Origin of the sequence: Maribacter luteocoastalis (genome assembly GCF_048890225.1) — a bacterium.
GTDB lineage: Bacteria > Bacteroidota > Bacteroidia > Flavobacteriales > Flavobacteriaceae > Maribacter > Maribacter luteocoastalis.
The window spans coordinates 153,600-169,152 of sequence record NZ_JBMFZG010000003.1 but is presented as its reverse complement, the minus strand read 5'-3'; the positions used below and the strand labels follow the sequence as shown (position 1 = coordinate 169,152).

9 protein-coding genes are annotated in these 15,553 nt (G+C 38.0%); 7 read left to right on the top strand and 2 right to left on the bottom strand.

Going from position 1 to position 15,553, the window contains the following annotated elements; all coding sequences use genetic code 11:
• The first annotated feature begins 191 nt into the window (after positions 1-191).
• Together ACOCEA_RS07935 and ACOCEA_RS07930 are read left to right on the top strand one after the other, a co-directional pair.
• On the top strand, positions 192-1,592 hold the full coding sequence (locus ACOCEA_RS07935) for a S8 family peptidase (protein ID WP_420755692.1): 1,401 nt from the start codon (positions 192-194) through the stop codon (positions 1,590-1,592).
• Between the two features lie 88 nt (positions 1,593-1,680).
• Positions 1,681-3,120, top strand: a complete 1,440-nt coding sequence (locus ACOCEA_RS07930; protein ID WP_420755691.1) for a pyridoxal phosphate-dependent decarboxylase family protein — start codon at positions 1,681-1,683, stop codon at positions 3,118-3,120.
• Positions 3,121-3,127: 7 nt separating this feature from the next.
• On the opposite strand, the gene ACOCEA_RS07925 is transcribed toward ACOCEA_RS07930, so the two are convergent.
• Positions 3,128-4,930 carry a glycoside hydrolase family 15 protein gene (locus tag ACOCEA_RS07925; protein ID WP_420755690.1) on the bottom strand — a complete coding sequence of 601 codons (1,803 nt, stop codon included), beginning with the start codon at positions 4,928-4,930 and terminating at the stop codon, positions 3,128-3,130.
• A 102-nt stretch (positions 4,931-5,032) separates the two neighbouring features.
• Here ACOCEA_RS07925 and ACOCEA_RS07920 point away from each other — a divergent pair, with 102 nt between their 5' ends.
• From ACOCEA_RS07920 to ACOCEA_RS07900, 5 genes are all read left to right on the top strand, one after another.
• Positions 5,033-7,246, top strand: coding sequence for a bifunctional alpha,alpha-trehalose-phosphate synthase (UDP-forming)/trehalose-phosphatase (locus ACOCEA_RS07920; RefSeq protein ID WP_420755689.1), 2,214 nt, complete (start codon positions 5,033-5,035; stop codon positions 7,244-7,246).
• Between the two features lie 72 nt (positions 7,247-7,318).
• Complete coding sequence (locus ACOCEA_RS07915) at positions 7,319-8,485, top strand: MFS transporter (RefSeq protein ID WP_420755688.1); 1,167 nt, start codon at positions 7,319-7,321, stop codon at positions 8,483-8,485.
• 127 nt (positions 8,486-8,612) lie between these two features.
• Positions 8,613-9,944 (top strand): M28 family peptidase, encoded by a 1,332-nt coding sequence (locus ACOCEA_RS07910; RefSeq protein WP_420755687.1) that lies wholly within the window; start codon positions 8,613-8,615, stop codon positions 9,942-9,944.
• A gap of 24 nt (positions 9,945-9,968) precedes the next feature.
• Entirely contained in the window at positions 9,969-11,582 is a 1,614-nt protein-coding gene (locus tag ACOCEA_RS07905; protein WP_420755686.1) for a M1 family metallopeptidase, read from the top strand.
• A 1-nt stretch (position 11,583) separates the two neighbouring features.
• Positions 11,584-12,057, top strand: a complete 474-nt coding sequence (locus ACOCEA_RS07900) for a GAF domain-containing protein (RefSeq protein ID WP_420755685.1) — start codon at positions 11,584-11,586, stop codon at positions 12,055-12,057.
• 73 nt (positions 12,058-12,130) lie between these two features.
• Here ACOCEA_RS07900 and ACOCEA_RS07895 read toward each other — a convergent pair whose 3' ends face one another.
• A complete protein-coding gene (locus ACOCEA_RS07895) occupies positions 12,131-15,520 on the bottom strand; it encodes a ThuA domain-containing protein (protein ID WP_420755684.1) in 3,390 nt (1,129 codons plus the stop codon).
• Positions 15,521-15,553 lie beyond the last annotated feature (33 nt).

Below are 15,553 nucleotides of genomic sequence, written 5' to 3'. Positions count from 1 at the left end.
ATTTATAAGCCTATTATCTATTTAAATTGTCTAATGTTTTACAAGCATGAATAAACAGTGATTTACATTAATTTCCTTAAAAACGACTCCATATTAATAAATTAACAATTTTAACGTTTTTTCAACAATATAGTGTGTAAATGTTAAATTTTATAATATCTTCTACACCATAACTAAAACACTATTAAAGAATGAAAAAACGTATTTACTTTCCCCACAAACCTATCCTGGCAATGGTTCTAGGAATTTCTCTTTTTACATCATGTAGTACTGAAAATGAAACCCTGGAAAATGGTGAGCTTAATGCAATTTATGCAAAAAGTACAACGAAGAAGGATTATATGGTAATTCTTAAAAATGAAGCAATTCCAGAGGGCTTTAAGACACAATTGGAAGAACTGGGGGCATCTGTCACCTCTTCTATTGATGAAATAGGAATTGTTATTATTTCATCTTCGCAAAAAGCAAGTGATGCAATAGCTTCTATTTCTGAGGTTAGATCTGTTGTTCCGGATTTAAATGTTAAGTGGATAGATGAAGACCTTAATCCAGAGGCTTCCCCATTGAGTATTGGCAGTGATGAACCATACTTTGATTATCTCTGGGGTATGGATGCAATTGACGCACCGGAGACATGGAATCAAGGTTACACTGGGGCTGGGGTAAGGGTCGCTGTTTTAGATTCTGGTATAGACGCCGAACACCCAGATTTAGCACCAAATTTGAACACAGAATTGAGTGCCTCATTTGTGCAAGGCGAAGATTGGAACGTACGGGATGGTTTCTATTTTAACCATGGCACCCATGTGGCAGGGACTATAGCAGCAGCTGATAATGAATTTGGTGTTATTGGTGTTGCCCCAAATGCAGAAATAGTAGCAGTAAAAGTATTATCGGAATATACCGGTTCTGGACCTTTCAGCAGTATAAACGCTGGTATCGTTTACGCGGCTTTAATAGGTTCGGATGTTATCAATATGAGTCTTGGCGCTACGTTCAATAAAAATGGTTTTATCCCTCTAGAAGATGGTTCAGTAGTTAAAGTACCTGGCAAATTAATCGCAGAAATTAAACATGCGCAACAAAGAGCTATTGATTTCGCCTATAGAAATGGAGTTACCATAGTGGTTTCTGCAGGAAATGGAGGCACTAATTATGATGGTAATGGTTCTGCCTTAAAATTACCTGCTGGATTAAACAATGTGATATCTGTATCAGCAACAGCCCCTATGAGTTGGATAGAAAATCCAACAGGGAGTTTGGATATTCCTGCTAGCTATACAGATTATGGTAAAAGTCATATAACCGTGGCAGGACCTGGAGGTGATTTTGATAGTCCTTCCCCATATTGGTATTATGATATGGTATTTAGTACCATACCTGGAGGATGGTCTTGGAGTGCGGGGACCAGCATGGCATCACCCCACGTTGCAGGAGTTGCTGCTTTAATTATTGGTAAAAATGGAGGAGAAATGGCACCTCATAGTGTAACCAAACAAATTGTAAATACGGCCGATAAGATAGATGGTAACGGTGTAAGTGTTTATTATGGAAATGGTAGGGTAAACGCATATAGGGCGGTAACAGAATAAAAACTATCCTCAGAAATTAATAAAAAACCGCTCCCTTTTGGAGCGGTTTTTATTTGTTCAAATTGTTGGAAGCATCTAATTTTAGCAAATGAACAAATTACTCCTAGAATCGGTTTACAACCCTGAGTTTTTCAAAGAAAAAGGGCATCAACTAATTGATGATCTGACAAAACACCTAGACGATAAACTCAACCAGAAATCCAACAAGGCTATTCACTGGAACGACCCTGAAAAGGAGCTTTTATTTTGGCAAGAATTTTTAAAAAATGGCGAGAAAGATCATTTGTTCACAGAAATCACCAAACGCACTACCTATGTTCACCACCCAAACTACATTGGCCATCAGGTGAGTCCCACGGCACCCATCACTGGTCTCACAGGGTTAATAAGTTCTTTACTCAATAATGGTATGGCGGTATATGAAATGGGTATGGCTCCAAGTGCCATAGAACGTGTGGTTACAGATATTGTTTGTGAAAAAATTGGGTATGACCAAAATTCAAGAGGATTTTTAACCTCAGGTGGCACCTTAGCCAATTTAACCGCTCTCTTAACGGCAAGGAAAGCGATTCTAAAGGAAGATGTGTGGAATAAGGGTAACCAGCAACAATTAGGAATAATGGTAAGTGCGGAGGCCCATTACTGTGTTGAAAGAGCAGCAAAAATTATGGGGCTTGGAGAACAAGGGATAATTAAAGTTCCCGTTACCGGGGACTATAGGTTGGATACGAGTCTACTGGAACAAAAATTTGCAGCGGCAAAGAATAGAGGTGTACATATTTTTGCAATAGTGGGTAGTGCCCCTAGTACTGCAACAGGAATATTTGATAATCTTCATGAAATTGGGGATTTCGCCAAAAAACAGCAAATATGGTTCCATGTGGATGGTGCACATGGTGGGGCCGGGATTTTTTCGCAAAAATATAAATATACCTTAAAAGGAATTGCCCAAGCTGATTCTGTTGTGATAGATGGTCATAAAATGATGATGATGCCCACCATTACCACAGCCCTTTTATTAAAAGAAGGAAGACACGCCAATGCTACCTTTAGTCAAAAAGCTGACTATTTACTTACTGAATCTGAACATGAAGATTGGTATAATTCTGGTAAACGTACATTTGAGTGTACAAAGACCATGATGTCTATTCATTGGTATACTTTGATGAAGTTTTATGGATTAGAGGTTTTTGATGCATATGTTACCAATTTATATGATATGGGTGCAACTTTTGGGGAAATTATTAAAAACAATTACAACTTTGAACTTGCCATTAAACCAATGTCTAACATTGTTTGCTTTAGGTATATAGATAGCAAATTAAACCCAAGCGAACTAAACCAATTAAACGCAAAAATTCGCCAACAACTATTAGAGGATGGCGAATTTTATATTGTGCAGACCAAACTAAAAGGTTCACATTACTTACGGGTAACTATAATGAATCCGTTTACAACAACTGAACACTTAAAAAAATTATTAGCTAAGGTTACCAGCTTGGCCCAACATCTCTTGAAATTAAATTAGACCTTGATTACGAGTTTATAGACGCTAATACTTGCGCTTCACTTTCCTTTTTTGAAAAGTTAATGGCACACTCTATTAAAGCTAAATGTGAATAGGCCTGTGGAAAATTCCCCAATAGTCTTTTTGTCTTAAAATCAATATCCTCACTAAAGAGACCTAAATGATTGCTATAAGATAACAGTTTGTCAAAATGCGCCATTGCCTTCTCCTCCTCTCCTATTTTAAAAAGGCTATTAATAAACCAAAAAGTACAAATGGTGAATGAGGATGATGGTAAACCAAAGTCATCTTCATTTTTATATCTGTATAATAAGCCATCATTGCTCAAATCCTTCTCAATAGCTTTTACGGTACTTACAAATTTTGGGTCTTTTGCATGTATAAACCCATAGGCCTCCATTAATAAGACCGATGCATCTAAATCTGGAGAACCATACGATTGCGTAAATGCGTTAACATCTGGATTCCATGCATTTTCGTGGATATCATTTTTAATTTCTTGTTCAAGGGCTGTCCATTTCTCAATTTTTGCCGTTTTTCTAAAAATCCTAGCCACTTTAATCGCCCGGTCTATCGCCACCCAACAAAGTACTTTTGAGAAGGTAAAATGACGATCTTCCGTCCTAAATTCCCATATGCCCTTATCTGCTTCTTTCCAGTGTTTGGCAACTATCCATACGATACCTTTGGTAATGCCCCAAAGTTCCTCTCCGTTTTCGGTGTCATTGCTATATTTAGAAAGTTGTTCGTAGATAACATCCATTAAAATACCGTAAATATCGTTCTGCTTCTGTTTATATGCAGCATTACCAATACGAACGGGGCTGGACCCTTTATAACCCTCAAGATGGTCCAAGGTATGTTCGGTCAATTTTTTCTCTTTATTGATACCGTACATAATTTGTAGTTTTTCATCCTTATCAGGAATCAAGTCTACAATAAACTGCAGATATCTTTTAGCAACATTTCTATGGCCTAAATCCCCTATTACTTTTATTGCCATAGAGGCGTCACGGATCCAACAAAAACGATAATCCCAATTACGAACCTCGCCAATGGTCTCTGGTAATGAAGTTGTAGCTGCGGCCAAGACAGCCCCGGTTTTATCATAGCTCAATAATTTTAAGGTAATGGCACTACGACTTATTTGTGAATTATATTTTTTATAATTTGGGGTCCTACTACTCCAATTTAACCAGTAAACCTTAGTCCTTTCCAGTTCCGTATACATTTTACGAACGGTAGGTTTAAATAATTTCTCATTATATCCTAAAAGAAAATAGCCATCTTTTGTTAGCTCAAGCTCCCTACCGTCTACCACGGCATTTTTATTAAAAGAGGTATAAAGAAAACAAGTGTCAAATTTTTCCCCATGGGTAAGGCTTACAACAAAGTTCTTTTTAACATACGTTTCTGTCTTCCCATGTGCATATTCCAATTTTGGATTGTATAGTATTTTGAATTTAGGCTTTCCGCTAACATGCTTAAAATAACGTACCAATTCTGGTGGTGAATTATAGCCTCCCCCTTGTTTGCGGTATCGCGGCATAAAATCCCTAATCTCAAAAATGTTATCACCCGATGAAAATCGGGTTATTAAAACGGCGGTATGCTTTTTATAACGTTGTTTTATTTCATAGGAATCGTCCACTATAACTTCAAAACTGCCTCCCTTTTTCTCATCCAATAACTTGGCAAATAAAGAGGATGAGTCAAACTCTGGCAAACAGCACCAATCTATAGAGCCATCTTTAGAAACTAATGCTGCACTTCTACAATTCCCTATTATTCCGTAATCTAAATTGTCCATTCAATAAAAATGTTAATCCATTTGGGTTTTCAATTGTTATTACCCTTCTTTTTCCCGAAATTGAGAGAAATAAAATTTAAATCAAAGCAAAACCTGCTAATTATGTCCAAAACTATCATAATCTCAAATAGACTACCCGTACAATTACAAATTAGCAATGGAAGTATCACTGCAATACCAAGTGTGGGTGGATTGGCCACAGGTATGAAATCTGTTCATTCTGGGGGAGATAGCCTTTGGATTGGATGGAGTGGACTTACAGATGAGGAAATTCCTGAGGAAATAGCCCCTAAAATAGATAGTGCCCTTGCAGAACATGGTTCTTCTAAAGTGAAATTGACCAAAAAAGAAGTTGATGGATTTTATTTTGGATTTAGCAATAGAACAATTTGGCCCTTATTCCATTACTTTCTAGAATATTCAGAATTTGAATTGGAAAGTTGGGAAATTTATAAGGCCGTAAACCAAAAATTTGCGGACGCCATATTAGAAAAAGCGGATGATAACGATACCATTTGGGTACATGACTACCAATTAATGTTGGTGCCACAAATGGTGCGGGAAAAACGTCCCAATATTTCTATAGGTTTCTTTTTACACATTCCGTTTCCATCATTTGAGATTTTTAGGACATTACCTTGGCGTAAAGAGGTTTTACTAGGACTTCTGGGTTCAGATTTAATAGGATTTCACACCTATGATTATGAACGACATTTTTTAAGCTCTGTTAGAAGGCTTTTGGGTTTGGAAGTCAGCTTTAATGATATTTATCTGGATGATCGTGTAATTAAGGTGGATTCTTTCCCTATGGGTATTGACTACAAAAAATTTAACGATGCGGCCAAAGAACATTCGCAACGAAGTGAGGATGAAAAATCTGAGCTACAAAAACGTTTGGACACCCATAAAAAATCTACTCCTGATGCTAAATTTTTCCTCTCGATTGACCGTCTGGACTATACCAAAGGAATTGCCAAACGACTAAATGCCTTTGAATATTTCCTTAACAAATACCCTGAATACAAGGAAAAAGTACGCTTAATAATACTCGCTGTACCTTCAAGGTCCAACGTGCCACAATACAAATTACTTAAAAAGGAGATAGATGAACTTGTTGGTAGAATAAACGGTGAGCTTTCTACAGTAAGCTGGACACCGATATGGTATTTCTACCGATCAATGCCTTTTGACAACTTAATAGACCTGTATACTGCTTGTGATATTGCTTGGTTAACACCAATTAGGGATGGAATGAATCTTGTTGCGAAAGAATATATAGCAACCAGAACCGACAAGACAGGAGTATTAATTTTAAGTGAAATGGCAGGTTCAGCCAACGAAATGAACGAATCTTTATTGATCAACCCTAATAATTTTGAAGAAATAGCAGACACCTTGTTCAAAGCTATTAAAATGCCTAAGGAAGAACAGCAACAACGAAATGCCTTGTTACAAAACCGATTGGAAAGGTATAATGTAGAGAAATGGGCCAACGACTTTATGACCTCACTTTTGCACCAGAAAGAAAAAGACGATACCTATATATCTAGAAGACTTTCTGTAGACCTAATGAATACAATTATTAAGGACTATAACGCAGCTAAAAGAAGGCTCGTATTTTTAGATTATGACGGCACATTGGCAGGGTTTCATAACGATCCACAAAAAGCTAGTCCAGATGAAGCGTTATATACACTATTAGACGAAATATCATCTCAAGAGAATACAGATATGTATTTGATCAGCGGGAGGGACAAAGACACCTTTACCAAATGGTTTTTACCCAAAAAGTATAATATGATTGTAGAGCATGGTGTGTGGATCTCACAAAATGGTGAGGCGTTTAAAATGCTAGAGGCCGTAAAAAAAGATTGGATGGAAAAAATACATCCTGTATTGGAATCCTTTGTAGATCGTACTCCCGGTAGTTTTATAGAAGAAAAAAATTATTCTTTGGCTTGGCACTACAGAAATACAGACCCTGATTTTGGACAGAAAAGAGCTGTAGAACTAAATACAGTGCTAACAAGCCTTATCGCAAATGATGATCTAAGCGTATTGAACGGAAATAAGGTAATGGAAATAAAAAGTAGTAATGTAAACAAAGGACGTGCATCTATGCGCGTTTATTCTGAAAATGATTACGATTTTGTATTTGCCATTGGTGATGACTGGACAGATGAATTTATGTTCCAAGAATTACCGGAAGATAGTATTACCGTTAAAGTTGGTCGCCAAAAAACACAGGCGAAGTATTTTGTGGACAACACTAAAAATGTTAGGGATATCTTAGCCCGTTTTGCGGAAAAGCGATGATGGTATTGAACATTATGATTAGTATCAAATGCGGAGTTTGGGATATTGCCTAAAAAATCTTTGTCGTTTAAATTGAAAATAAAACCCCATATCCTACCTGTTATCGTCATTGCTCAATTTGCATGTACCTCACCGTGGTTTGCTGGCAATACGATTATTGATGAGCTTACTTTAAAAACTGGTCTTGGCACTGAAATCATGGGGTGGGTCTTATCATCGGTGCAGTTAGGATTTATCATCGGCACACTAGTGTATGCCATTTTCATGATTGCCGATAGGTTCGCCCCATCGAAAGTATTTATGTTTAGTGCCGTTATAGCAGCCCTTTGTAATCTTTGGCTCCTACAAGAAAATTTAGATAAATGGGATTTACTTTTCGCTAGGTTTGGTACAGGTTTTTTTCTGGCGGGCATATACCCCGTAGGGATGAAAATTGCTTCAGATTATTACGAACAAGGCTTGGGAAGGGCCTTAGGTTTTTTAGTAGGTGCCCTAGTATTGGGCACTGCTTTTCCTTACTTGGTTAATGGGACTTTATGGGGTAGTAATCCTGATACAGTAATTAAACTAACTTCCGCATTTACTGTTTTTGGTGGTTTAGCTATTAATTTTCTTGTGCCAAACGGACCTTTTAGAAAAGCTAGTAATACATTGGATTTCTCTATTGGTACAAAATTATTTGGTATTGTCGGTTTTCGTAAAGCTGCCTTTGGCTATTTTGGCCATATGTGGGAATTATATGCCTTTTGGGCATTCACTCCATTTGCCATAAGTAGCTATAATGAAATTTTTAAAAGCAACATATCCATTTCCTTTTGGACAGGCATTGTAATTGCTTTCGGAGGTTTATCCAGTGCTATAGGCGGATTGTTTTCACAGAAATGGGGCAGTAAAAAAGTGGCTGTTTTCGCATTGACAATTTCAGGGATATTCTGTTTGATCTCTCCATTATTGTTTCAGTCATCTACAGCCATTTTTTTAGGGGGATGGTGTCTTTGGGGGATGGCAGTTACAGCAGACTCACCCCAATTTTCCAGTTTAGTTGCTTCTTCCTTATCTCCTGAGTTAAAGGGAACAGGTTTAACACTAGTAAACTGTTTAGGGTTCGGAATAACCATTGTAAGCATTCAATTGTTGGCACTCATGACCGATAAGATATCACCCATATTTATTTTCATAATTCTATCTATTGGGCCAATTATCGGATTGTCGCAGCTAATGGGTGCTAAAAACAATTAATTTTTAATACTTTTAGTGAGTACAGGGTATTAGAAAAAATAACATCAGATTATAAAAATTGAATAAGGTATATACCAAAAAAACATCCGTAAAAAACATCTGTAAAACATTGATAACAAACATAAGTATGAAAAACATATTACTCATTGGTCTCACCATTTTATCCTTTACCGTATCCGCACAAACAAACCAACGTATCTATGACATCATCGATGCTGTTTCAGCGGAGCGTATCGAAAAGGATATAACCACCTTGGCCAATTTTGGAACACGTCACACCTTAAGTGACACCGTTTCACAAACTCGTGGCATAGGCGCAGCAAGACGCTGGATCAAATCGGAATTTGAGAAAACCTCCAGTGATTGTAACAACTGCCTAGAGGTTTTCTACCAAAAGGATTTGGTGAAAAAGGATGCCAATCAGCGTATTGTTCATGATGTGGAAGTAGTAAACGTGCTTGCGGTACAAAAAGGAACCAAGTACCCGAATAGGTACATTATTATGAGTGGTGACATCGACTCTAGAGTAAGCGACCCTACCAACTTTACTGATGATTCCCCTGGGGCAAATGATAATGCAAGTGGTATGGCAGGAACACTTGAAGCGGCAAGGGTATTATCTAAATATACCTTTGAGAATAGTATTATTTATATGGGCCTTTCTGGCGAGGAGCAAGGATTGTTTGGTGGTGGCGGAGTTGCCCAGTATGCCAAAGATCAAGGCTGGGAAGTCATTGGCATCTTCAATAATGATATGATCGGAAACATAACCGGTGTAGATGGGGTTGTAAGCAATGTTGATTTTAGAATATTTTCTGAGCCGGTTCCACCAACGGAGACAGAAGAAGAAAGAAGGCGTAGACGTTTTTATGGCGGTGAGGTAGATGGTATATCCCGCCAATTAGCGCGTTATGTACATAAAAATGTAAAACAATATATGCCAGAGATGAACCCTTTGATGATCTATCGTTTAGATCGTTTTGGAAGAGGTGGACACCATCGCCCTTTTAACGATGCCGGTTTTCCAGGCATTCGCATTATGGAAGCCCATGAAAACTATACGCAACAACACCAAGATATTCGTATAGAGAACGGTATTGCCTATGGTGATGTATTAGAACATGTAAACTTTGATTATGCTGCAAAATTAACCGCAGTAAATGCCATTAATCTGGCTTCACTGGCATGGGCACCCCCAGCACCAGAAGAAGTTAAAATTGGCGGTATTGTGGAGCCATCGGCGAAATTTCAATGGAGTAAGGTAGATGGTGCCATTGGTTACCAAATTTATTGGCGGGATACAACCGCACCCACTTGGGACAATAGTAGGTTTGTAGGTGATATTTCAGAATTCACGCTGAAAGGTATTGTTATTGATAATTACTTTTTTGGTATTTCTTCGGTTGGAAAAGATGGATTCGAGAGCCCTGTAGTTTTCCCGACAGGAGTTTTTAGATAATTAAGCAATAAACATCTAGAAAGAATGAAAAAACTGTTATACGTCTTATTCTGCAGTATTATTTATATAAGTCACGCACAAACATTCACTGAACAAGACACCTTGAGAGGGTCTATTACACCCGAAAGGTCTTGGTGGGATTTAAACTATTATCATTTAGATATTGATGTGGACCCTAAGAATAAATTTATTTCTGGTACCAATACGATCAGATACAAAGTGTTGACGGAAAAAAAAGTATTACAAGTAGACCTTCAACCTCCCCTAATCATTGAAAAAATTACCCAAGACGGTAAAACTCTAGATTTTACCAGTAACGGTAATGCTCATTTCGTAACCTTACATAAACAACAAAAAGTAAATGACCACAATGAAATTATAGTCCATTATTCCGGACATCCCAAAGAAGCTATAAAAGCTCCTTGGGACGGTGGTTTTTCATGGAAAAAAGATAGCAATGGCAAAGACTTTGTAGCTACCTCATGTCAAGGATTGGGTGCCAGTGTCTGGTGGCCAAATAAAGACCACATGTATGATGAGGTAGACAGTATGCTGATCAGTGTAAAAGCACCTAAAGGATTAATGAATGTATCAAATGGACGTTTACGTAAGATAGATAAAAAGACCAATACCTACCATTGGTTTGTTTCCAATCCTATTAACAATTATGGCGTCAATGTCAATATTGGCGATTATGTTCACTTTGGAGAAATCTACAAAGGTGAAAAAGGCATGTTGGATATGGACTATTATGTATTAAGGAATAATCTTGAAAAAGCAAAGGAGCAGTTTAAACAGGCTCCAAAAATGATGGAAGCGTTTGAATATTGGTTCGGCCCCTACCCCTTTTATGAGGACTCCTTCAAACTAGTAGAGGTTCCTTATTTGGGTATGGAGCATCAAAGTTCGGTTACCTACGGAAATCAATACGGTAATGGTTATTTAGGTAGGGACCTATCCAAAACGGGTTGGGGTTTAAAGTTCGATTATATCATCATACACGAATCCGGACATGAGTGGTTTGCCAACAACATCACCTACAAGGATATTGCCGATATGTGGGTTCATGAAGGGTTCACCATGTACTCAGAAAGTCTTTTTTTAGATTACTATTATGGTAAAGAAGCCGCATCTGAGTATCTTTTAGGTATTAGAAACAATATTCGTAACGACCGGCCTTTAATAGGCCCTTATGAGGTGAACAAATCTGGGTCGGGTGATATGTACAATAAGGGGGCAAACATATTACATACGCTGCGTCAAATTATGGAAGATGATGATAAATGGCGGGCTACCTTACGCGGCATGAACGAAGAGTTTTATCATCAAACGGTCACTTCCGACGAGATTGAACATTACTTAAGCGTACAGATGGGAGGAGATTTTAGGCCCTTTTTTAATCAATATTTACGCACCACCAAAATACCTTTGTTTGAATACCATATGGAGGAGGATATCTTAACGTATAAATACCATAATATAGTAGAAGGTTTTGAAATGCCTCTTCGCATTTTTATAGAAGACGAACCGGTATGGATAAAACCAACCAGCCAATGGCAGACCTTAAAAACAAAAGGTGACTTGGGAACCTTAGCAATTGATGCAAATTTTTATATAGAAATAAAAGAGAACAAATAATATGGTTAAGCAAAGTTTATCAATTCCAGACAAGTTAAAAATACTTATTACCAAAGAAACCGTTGATTGGAATTTGGTTTTAAAAGAGGTATTAGCTCTTTTTGAATGTTCTACTGGGACCTTACATTTTCTGAACCACTCAAATAACATGCTGGAACTGGAAACTCAAATCGGTATTCCAGAATTTCTAATTCCAAAACTTTCAACAATTCCTATAGGCAAAGGAATGGCTGGAATTGCAGCGGAAAGGCTAAAGCCAGTAGAGATGTGTAATTTACAAACCGATGATTCAGGTGTGGCCAGACCAGCTGCCAAGGAAACAAAAGTTGAAGGCTCATTGGCCGCACCATTGATTTATGAAGGCAAACTATACGGTACCATAGGTATTGCCAAGCCAGTACCCTACGACTTCACCGAAAAAGAAATAGAAACATTAATGAATATAGGCAATAAAATCTGCCAAGAGATTGGTTAGATATACCGCTATAAAATTATGCAATAAAAAAAAGCCCGCTAATTGAGCGGGCTTTTAAATTATATATAACTTTTTACCTAAACATGGCACCTGTTAGGGCAATTGCAGAAAACTCTTTTCCTTCTTCCGCCTTGTAGGTTACATAAAAAGGACCATCACTGGATACTCCCGAAATTGGAATATTTATTTGCGTTCCTTGTCCACCAGACTGAGCAGGCATTGTTGCCTCTCCCAGAACAGGACCGTCTGGAGTATTTTCATGAATTTGGAATGTAAAACTCAATTTAGGCGCACCTTGCCAAGCAGCATTTAAAGTCAAAGAATTAACCCCTTTAAGTGAGGTATCTGCTAATTCGAGCCAACCTGTCGCTCCGTTTAGCAACATTAGGTTCATTCCTCCAAAGCTCATAGCTTGCATGTTGTTCGTCTTTATATCTTCGGTAAACTCTATAGTACTACTTGGAATAGCCACAGCTTTAGAACCGGTCAAAGGAATGGTTCCCTCTGCCCCTTCATCAGTATAACTAGCTGTTAAGACTAACATATTTCCAGGTGCTGATGCCTCTGCAGTTATGGTTCCATTAACTGGTAAGGACTTTTCTTCTTCCTGTTCACCGGAAAGGGAAAGAATGTAAAGTGCAATTTGTCTAGATTCATCAGAAGTGATTTTTGGGTGGGCAGGCATGGTCACCTCTCCCCAAACGCCACTTCCACCAGTTTTTATCCTAGTCTGAAGATAGCTCATGGCATCCCTTCTATCCTTATATTTTTGGGCTACATCCATATAATTTGGACCAATGGAAGCCTCAGCCTCCTTATGACAAGTCTTACAATCCATTGCCTGGGTTAATGCTTTACCTGTAACCGCAGCAGATACTTGTTGGTGACCTAAATTCATCGCAACTTTGTCCATTCCTTCCAAATAATCAACACTTACAAAGATATTGCTCTGGTCAACCGTACCACCATCAGGATCAGTTACACTAACGGCATAGGTGATTTTTTGTCCAGGTAAGTAAAAAGATGGTGTACCGCCTTTTAACGTTATGCTTACCTGTGGTCTAGAGTTACCGGCTACAATACTAGTGCTTTCGCTTACAGCAGATGCACCTTTGTCATCCACCACAGTAACATTTAAATTATAGGCTCCTGCATCGGCATAGGAATAACTAACCATTGGTTCCGCCGTTTCCCTAGTTTCCCCGTTTCCAAAATCCCACATATATTTTATGCTATCACCTTCGCGGTCACTTGCCTCAACTTTTGCGTTTATAGATAATGGTGTTTTTCCAGAAGTCTCTTCTACAATTAAATTATCAATAACTGGAGGTCTATTACCACCATTATATTCAATGTAACTTAGACCAGAATTCGCATTTTGGGAGAACCAACCACTGCCATATTCTAGCAAATATATTTTGCCATTTGGTCCTACTTCCATATCTATTAAATTGTTCAACTTAACGTCTGGTGCAAAAGGCTCCATTTTATTGAAACTACCATCTTCTTTAAGGTGTACGGCAAACATCCAACCACGCATCCAATCGTAAATAATTACTTTTCCATCATAGTAACTCGGAAGTTTCTCATCACCTGTATAAAGATCTGAATAATATGTTGGGCCCGCCATAGCATTTCTACCTCCTGTTCCTGTTTGTGGGAATAAGCTAGTTTCTACATATGGATAATATATATAGGCAGCAGTAGCTGGAGGTAACTCTGTTAGACCTGTATTGTTTCTAGAGGTATTCATTGGTTTTTCTGGATCAAACTCCGGTCCAGTTTCGCCAGTTTCATAGTTGTATTCATGGTAGGCATAATTACCCCCAATAAATAATGGCCAACCAAAGTTTCCTGGTTTACGGGCCTGGTTCATTTCATCATAACCTCTTGGTCCCCTAGTGGCCAAGCTGTCTGCCCTAGCATCTGGACCCACATCTCCCCAATATAGATACCCCCGTTTGATATCTACAGAGATTCTATAAGGATTTCTATGACCCATCGTATAAATTTCCGGTCTTGTCTTATCAGTTCCAACAGGAAAAAGATTGCCTTCAGGAATATCATAACTGCCATCTTCGTTCACCTTTATCCTTAAAATTTTACCTCTAAGATCATTAGTGTTACCAGAAGTTCTTCTAGCATCAAATTGTTCATGGCCTGGGGTATCGTTTAACGGCGCAAAACCATTGTTCACATACTTTTCCCCTTTCTCGTTAAAAGGTGTTGAATTGTCACCTGTTGAAAGATATAAAAGGTTATCTGGACCAAAAGCTATAGATCCACCGGTATGGCAACAAATTTCGCGCTGACTATCTATTTCAAGTATAACTTGCTCTGTTGTCAGATCAAAATTGCCGTCAATATATTTGAAACGTGATAACCTATTTATCCATTTATCACCTGTTGGTGCATAATACAGATATATCCAATTGTTATTTGAAAAATCAGGATCTTTCTGTAAGCCCATTAAACCTTCCTCTGCATTTACACCTGGCGTGTTCAACGTTTTATGATAAACATCAAGCTTTGCAACTTGTGTTAATTGCTGGGTTTCATCATTGTAAAGCATGACCTCTCCCCTTCTTTGTGCAATTAGCACATCACTATTTGGTAAAACCGCCATTTCCGTAGGTTCAAAAAATTGACCTTCAGACAATACAACTTTGGAAAAACGATCGGTATCTGGTGGTATTTGTGATGTTACTTGTTCATAGTTTAAAATAGAATTATCACCTATGGCGTAGTTGATACCTCCTAAAAGATGCTTTAAGAACAAATCCTCAGAGAAAGACTCATCGGCATGTCCACCACCGGTATAAAACGCTCTACCCCCATCAAAATCATGATACCATGCAATAGGATGAAAATCACCATTCTCACCACCTTCATAAGATGATTCATCCAAGGTCATTAAAACATTTACATCTGGATTGATATTCTTATAATTATATAATTCATCATTTCTATTCCAAATAGTGTCAGTAAAAAATGATGTTGCTACAAAATTTTTGTCCTTAATGACAAAATCCGCATTTGGTGTCCCTCTTGGATGACTTAAAAACTGAGCTCCGGCCAAGTCATTGTACCAACCCCAGTCATATTCTGTGTCAGCCGCTGCATGAATACCTACGTAACCACCTCCTGCTTGAATATAACGCTCAAAAGCTGCTTCTTGGTTATGATCCAAAACATTGCCAGTAGTACTTAAAAATACTACTGCAGAATAGTTTTTTAAATTTTCATCCGTAAAAAGTGCTGCATTCTTGGTGGTATCAACGGTAAAACCATTTTCCTGACCAAGTTTTTGAACGGCTGCAATCCCAGCTGGTATAGAAGCGTGTTTAAATCCCATGGTCTTGGAGAATACCAAAACCTTTGGCGCCCCATCCCGTTTATTGTTACCACATGAGACAATAATTAGCGCCATGCATACCAAAAGCGCTCCAATAATCTTTTTCATCCCTTAAAAGTTTTTGTTTTGTTAGTTTAAGAA

Bases quoted from the DNA above. Each gene is read 5' to 3' on its own strand.
- ACOCEA_RS07935 (WP_420755692.1), top strand. From the start codon at position 192: ATGAAAAAACGTATTTACTTTCCCCACAAACCTATCCTGGCAATGGTT.
- ACOCEA_RS07930 (WP_420755691.1), top strand. From the start codon at position 1,681: ATGAACAAATTACTCCTAGAATCGGTTTACAACCCTGAGTTTTTCAAA.
- ACOCEA_RS07925 (WP_420755690.1), bottom strand. From the start codon at position 4,930: ATGGACAATTTAGATTACGGAATAATAGGGAATTGTAGAAGTGCAGCA.
- ACOCEA_RS07920 (WP_420755689.1), top strand. From the start codon at position 5,033: ATGTCCAAAACTATCATAATCTCAAATAGACTACCCGTACAATTACAA.
- ACOCEA_RS07910 (WP_420755687.1), top strand. From the start codon at position 8,613: ATGAAAAACATATTACTCATTGGTCTCACCATTTTATCCTTTACCGTA.
- ACOCEA_RS07905 (WP_420755686.1), top strand. From the start codon at position 9,969: ATGAAAAAACTGTTATACGTCTTATTCTGCAGTATTATTTATATAAGT.
- ACOCEA_RS07900 (WP_420755685.1), top strand. From the start codon at position 11,584: ATGGTTAAGCAAAGTTTATCAATTCCAGACAAGTTAAAAATACTTATT.
- ACOCEA_RS07895 (WP_420755684.1), bottom strand. From the start codon at position 15,520: ATGAAAAAGATTATTGGAGCGCTTTTGGTATGCATGGCGCTAATTATT.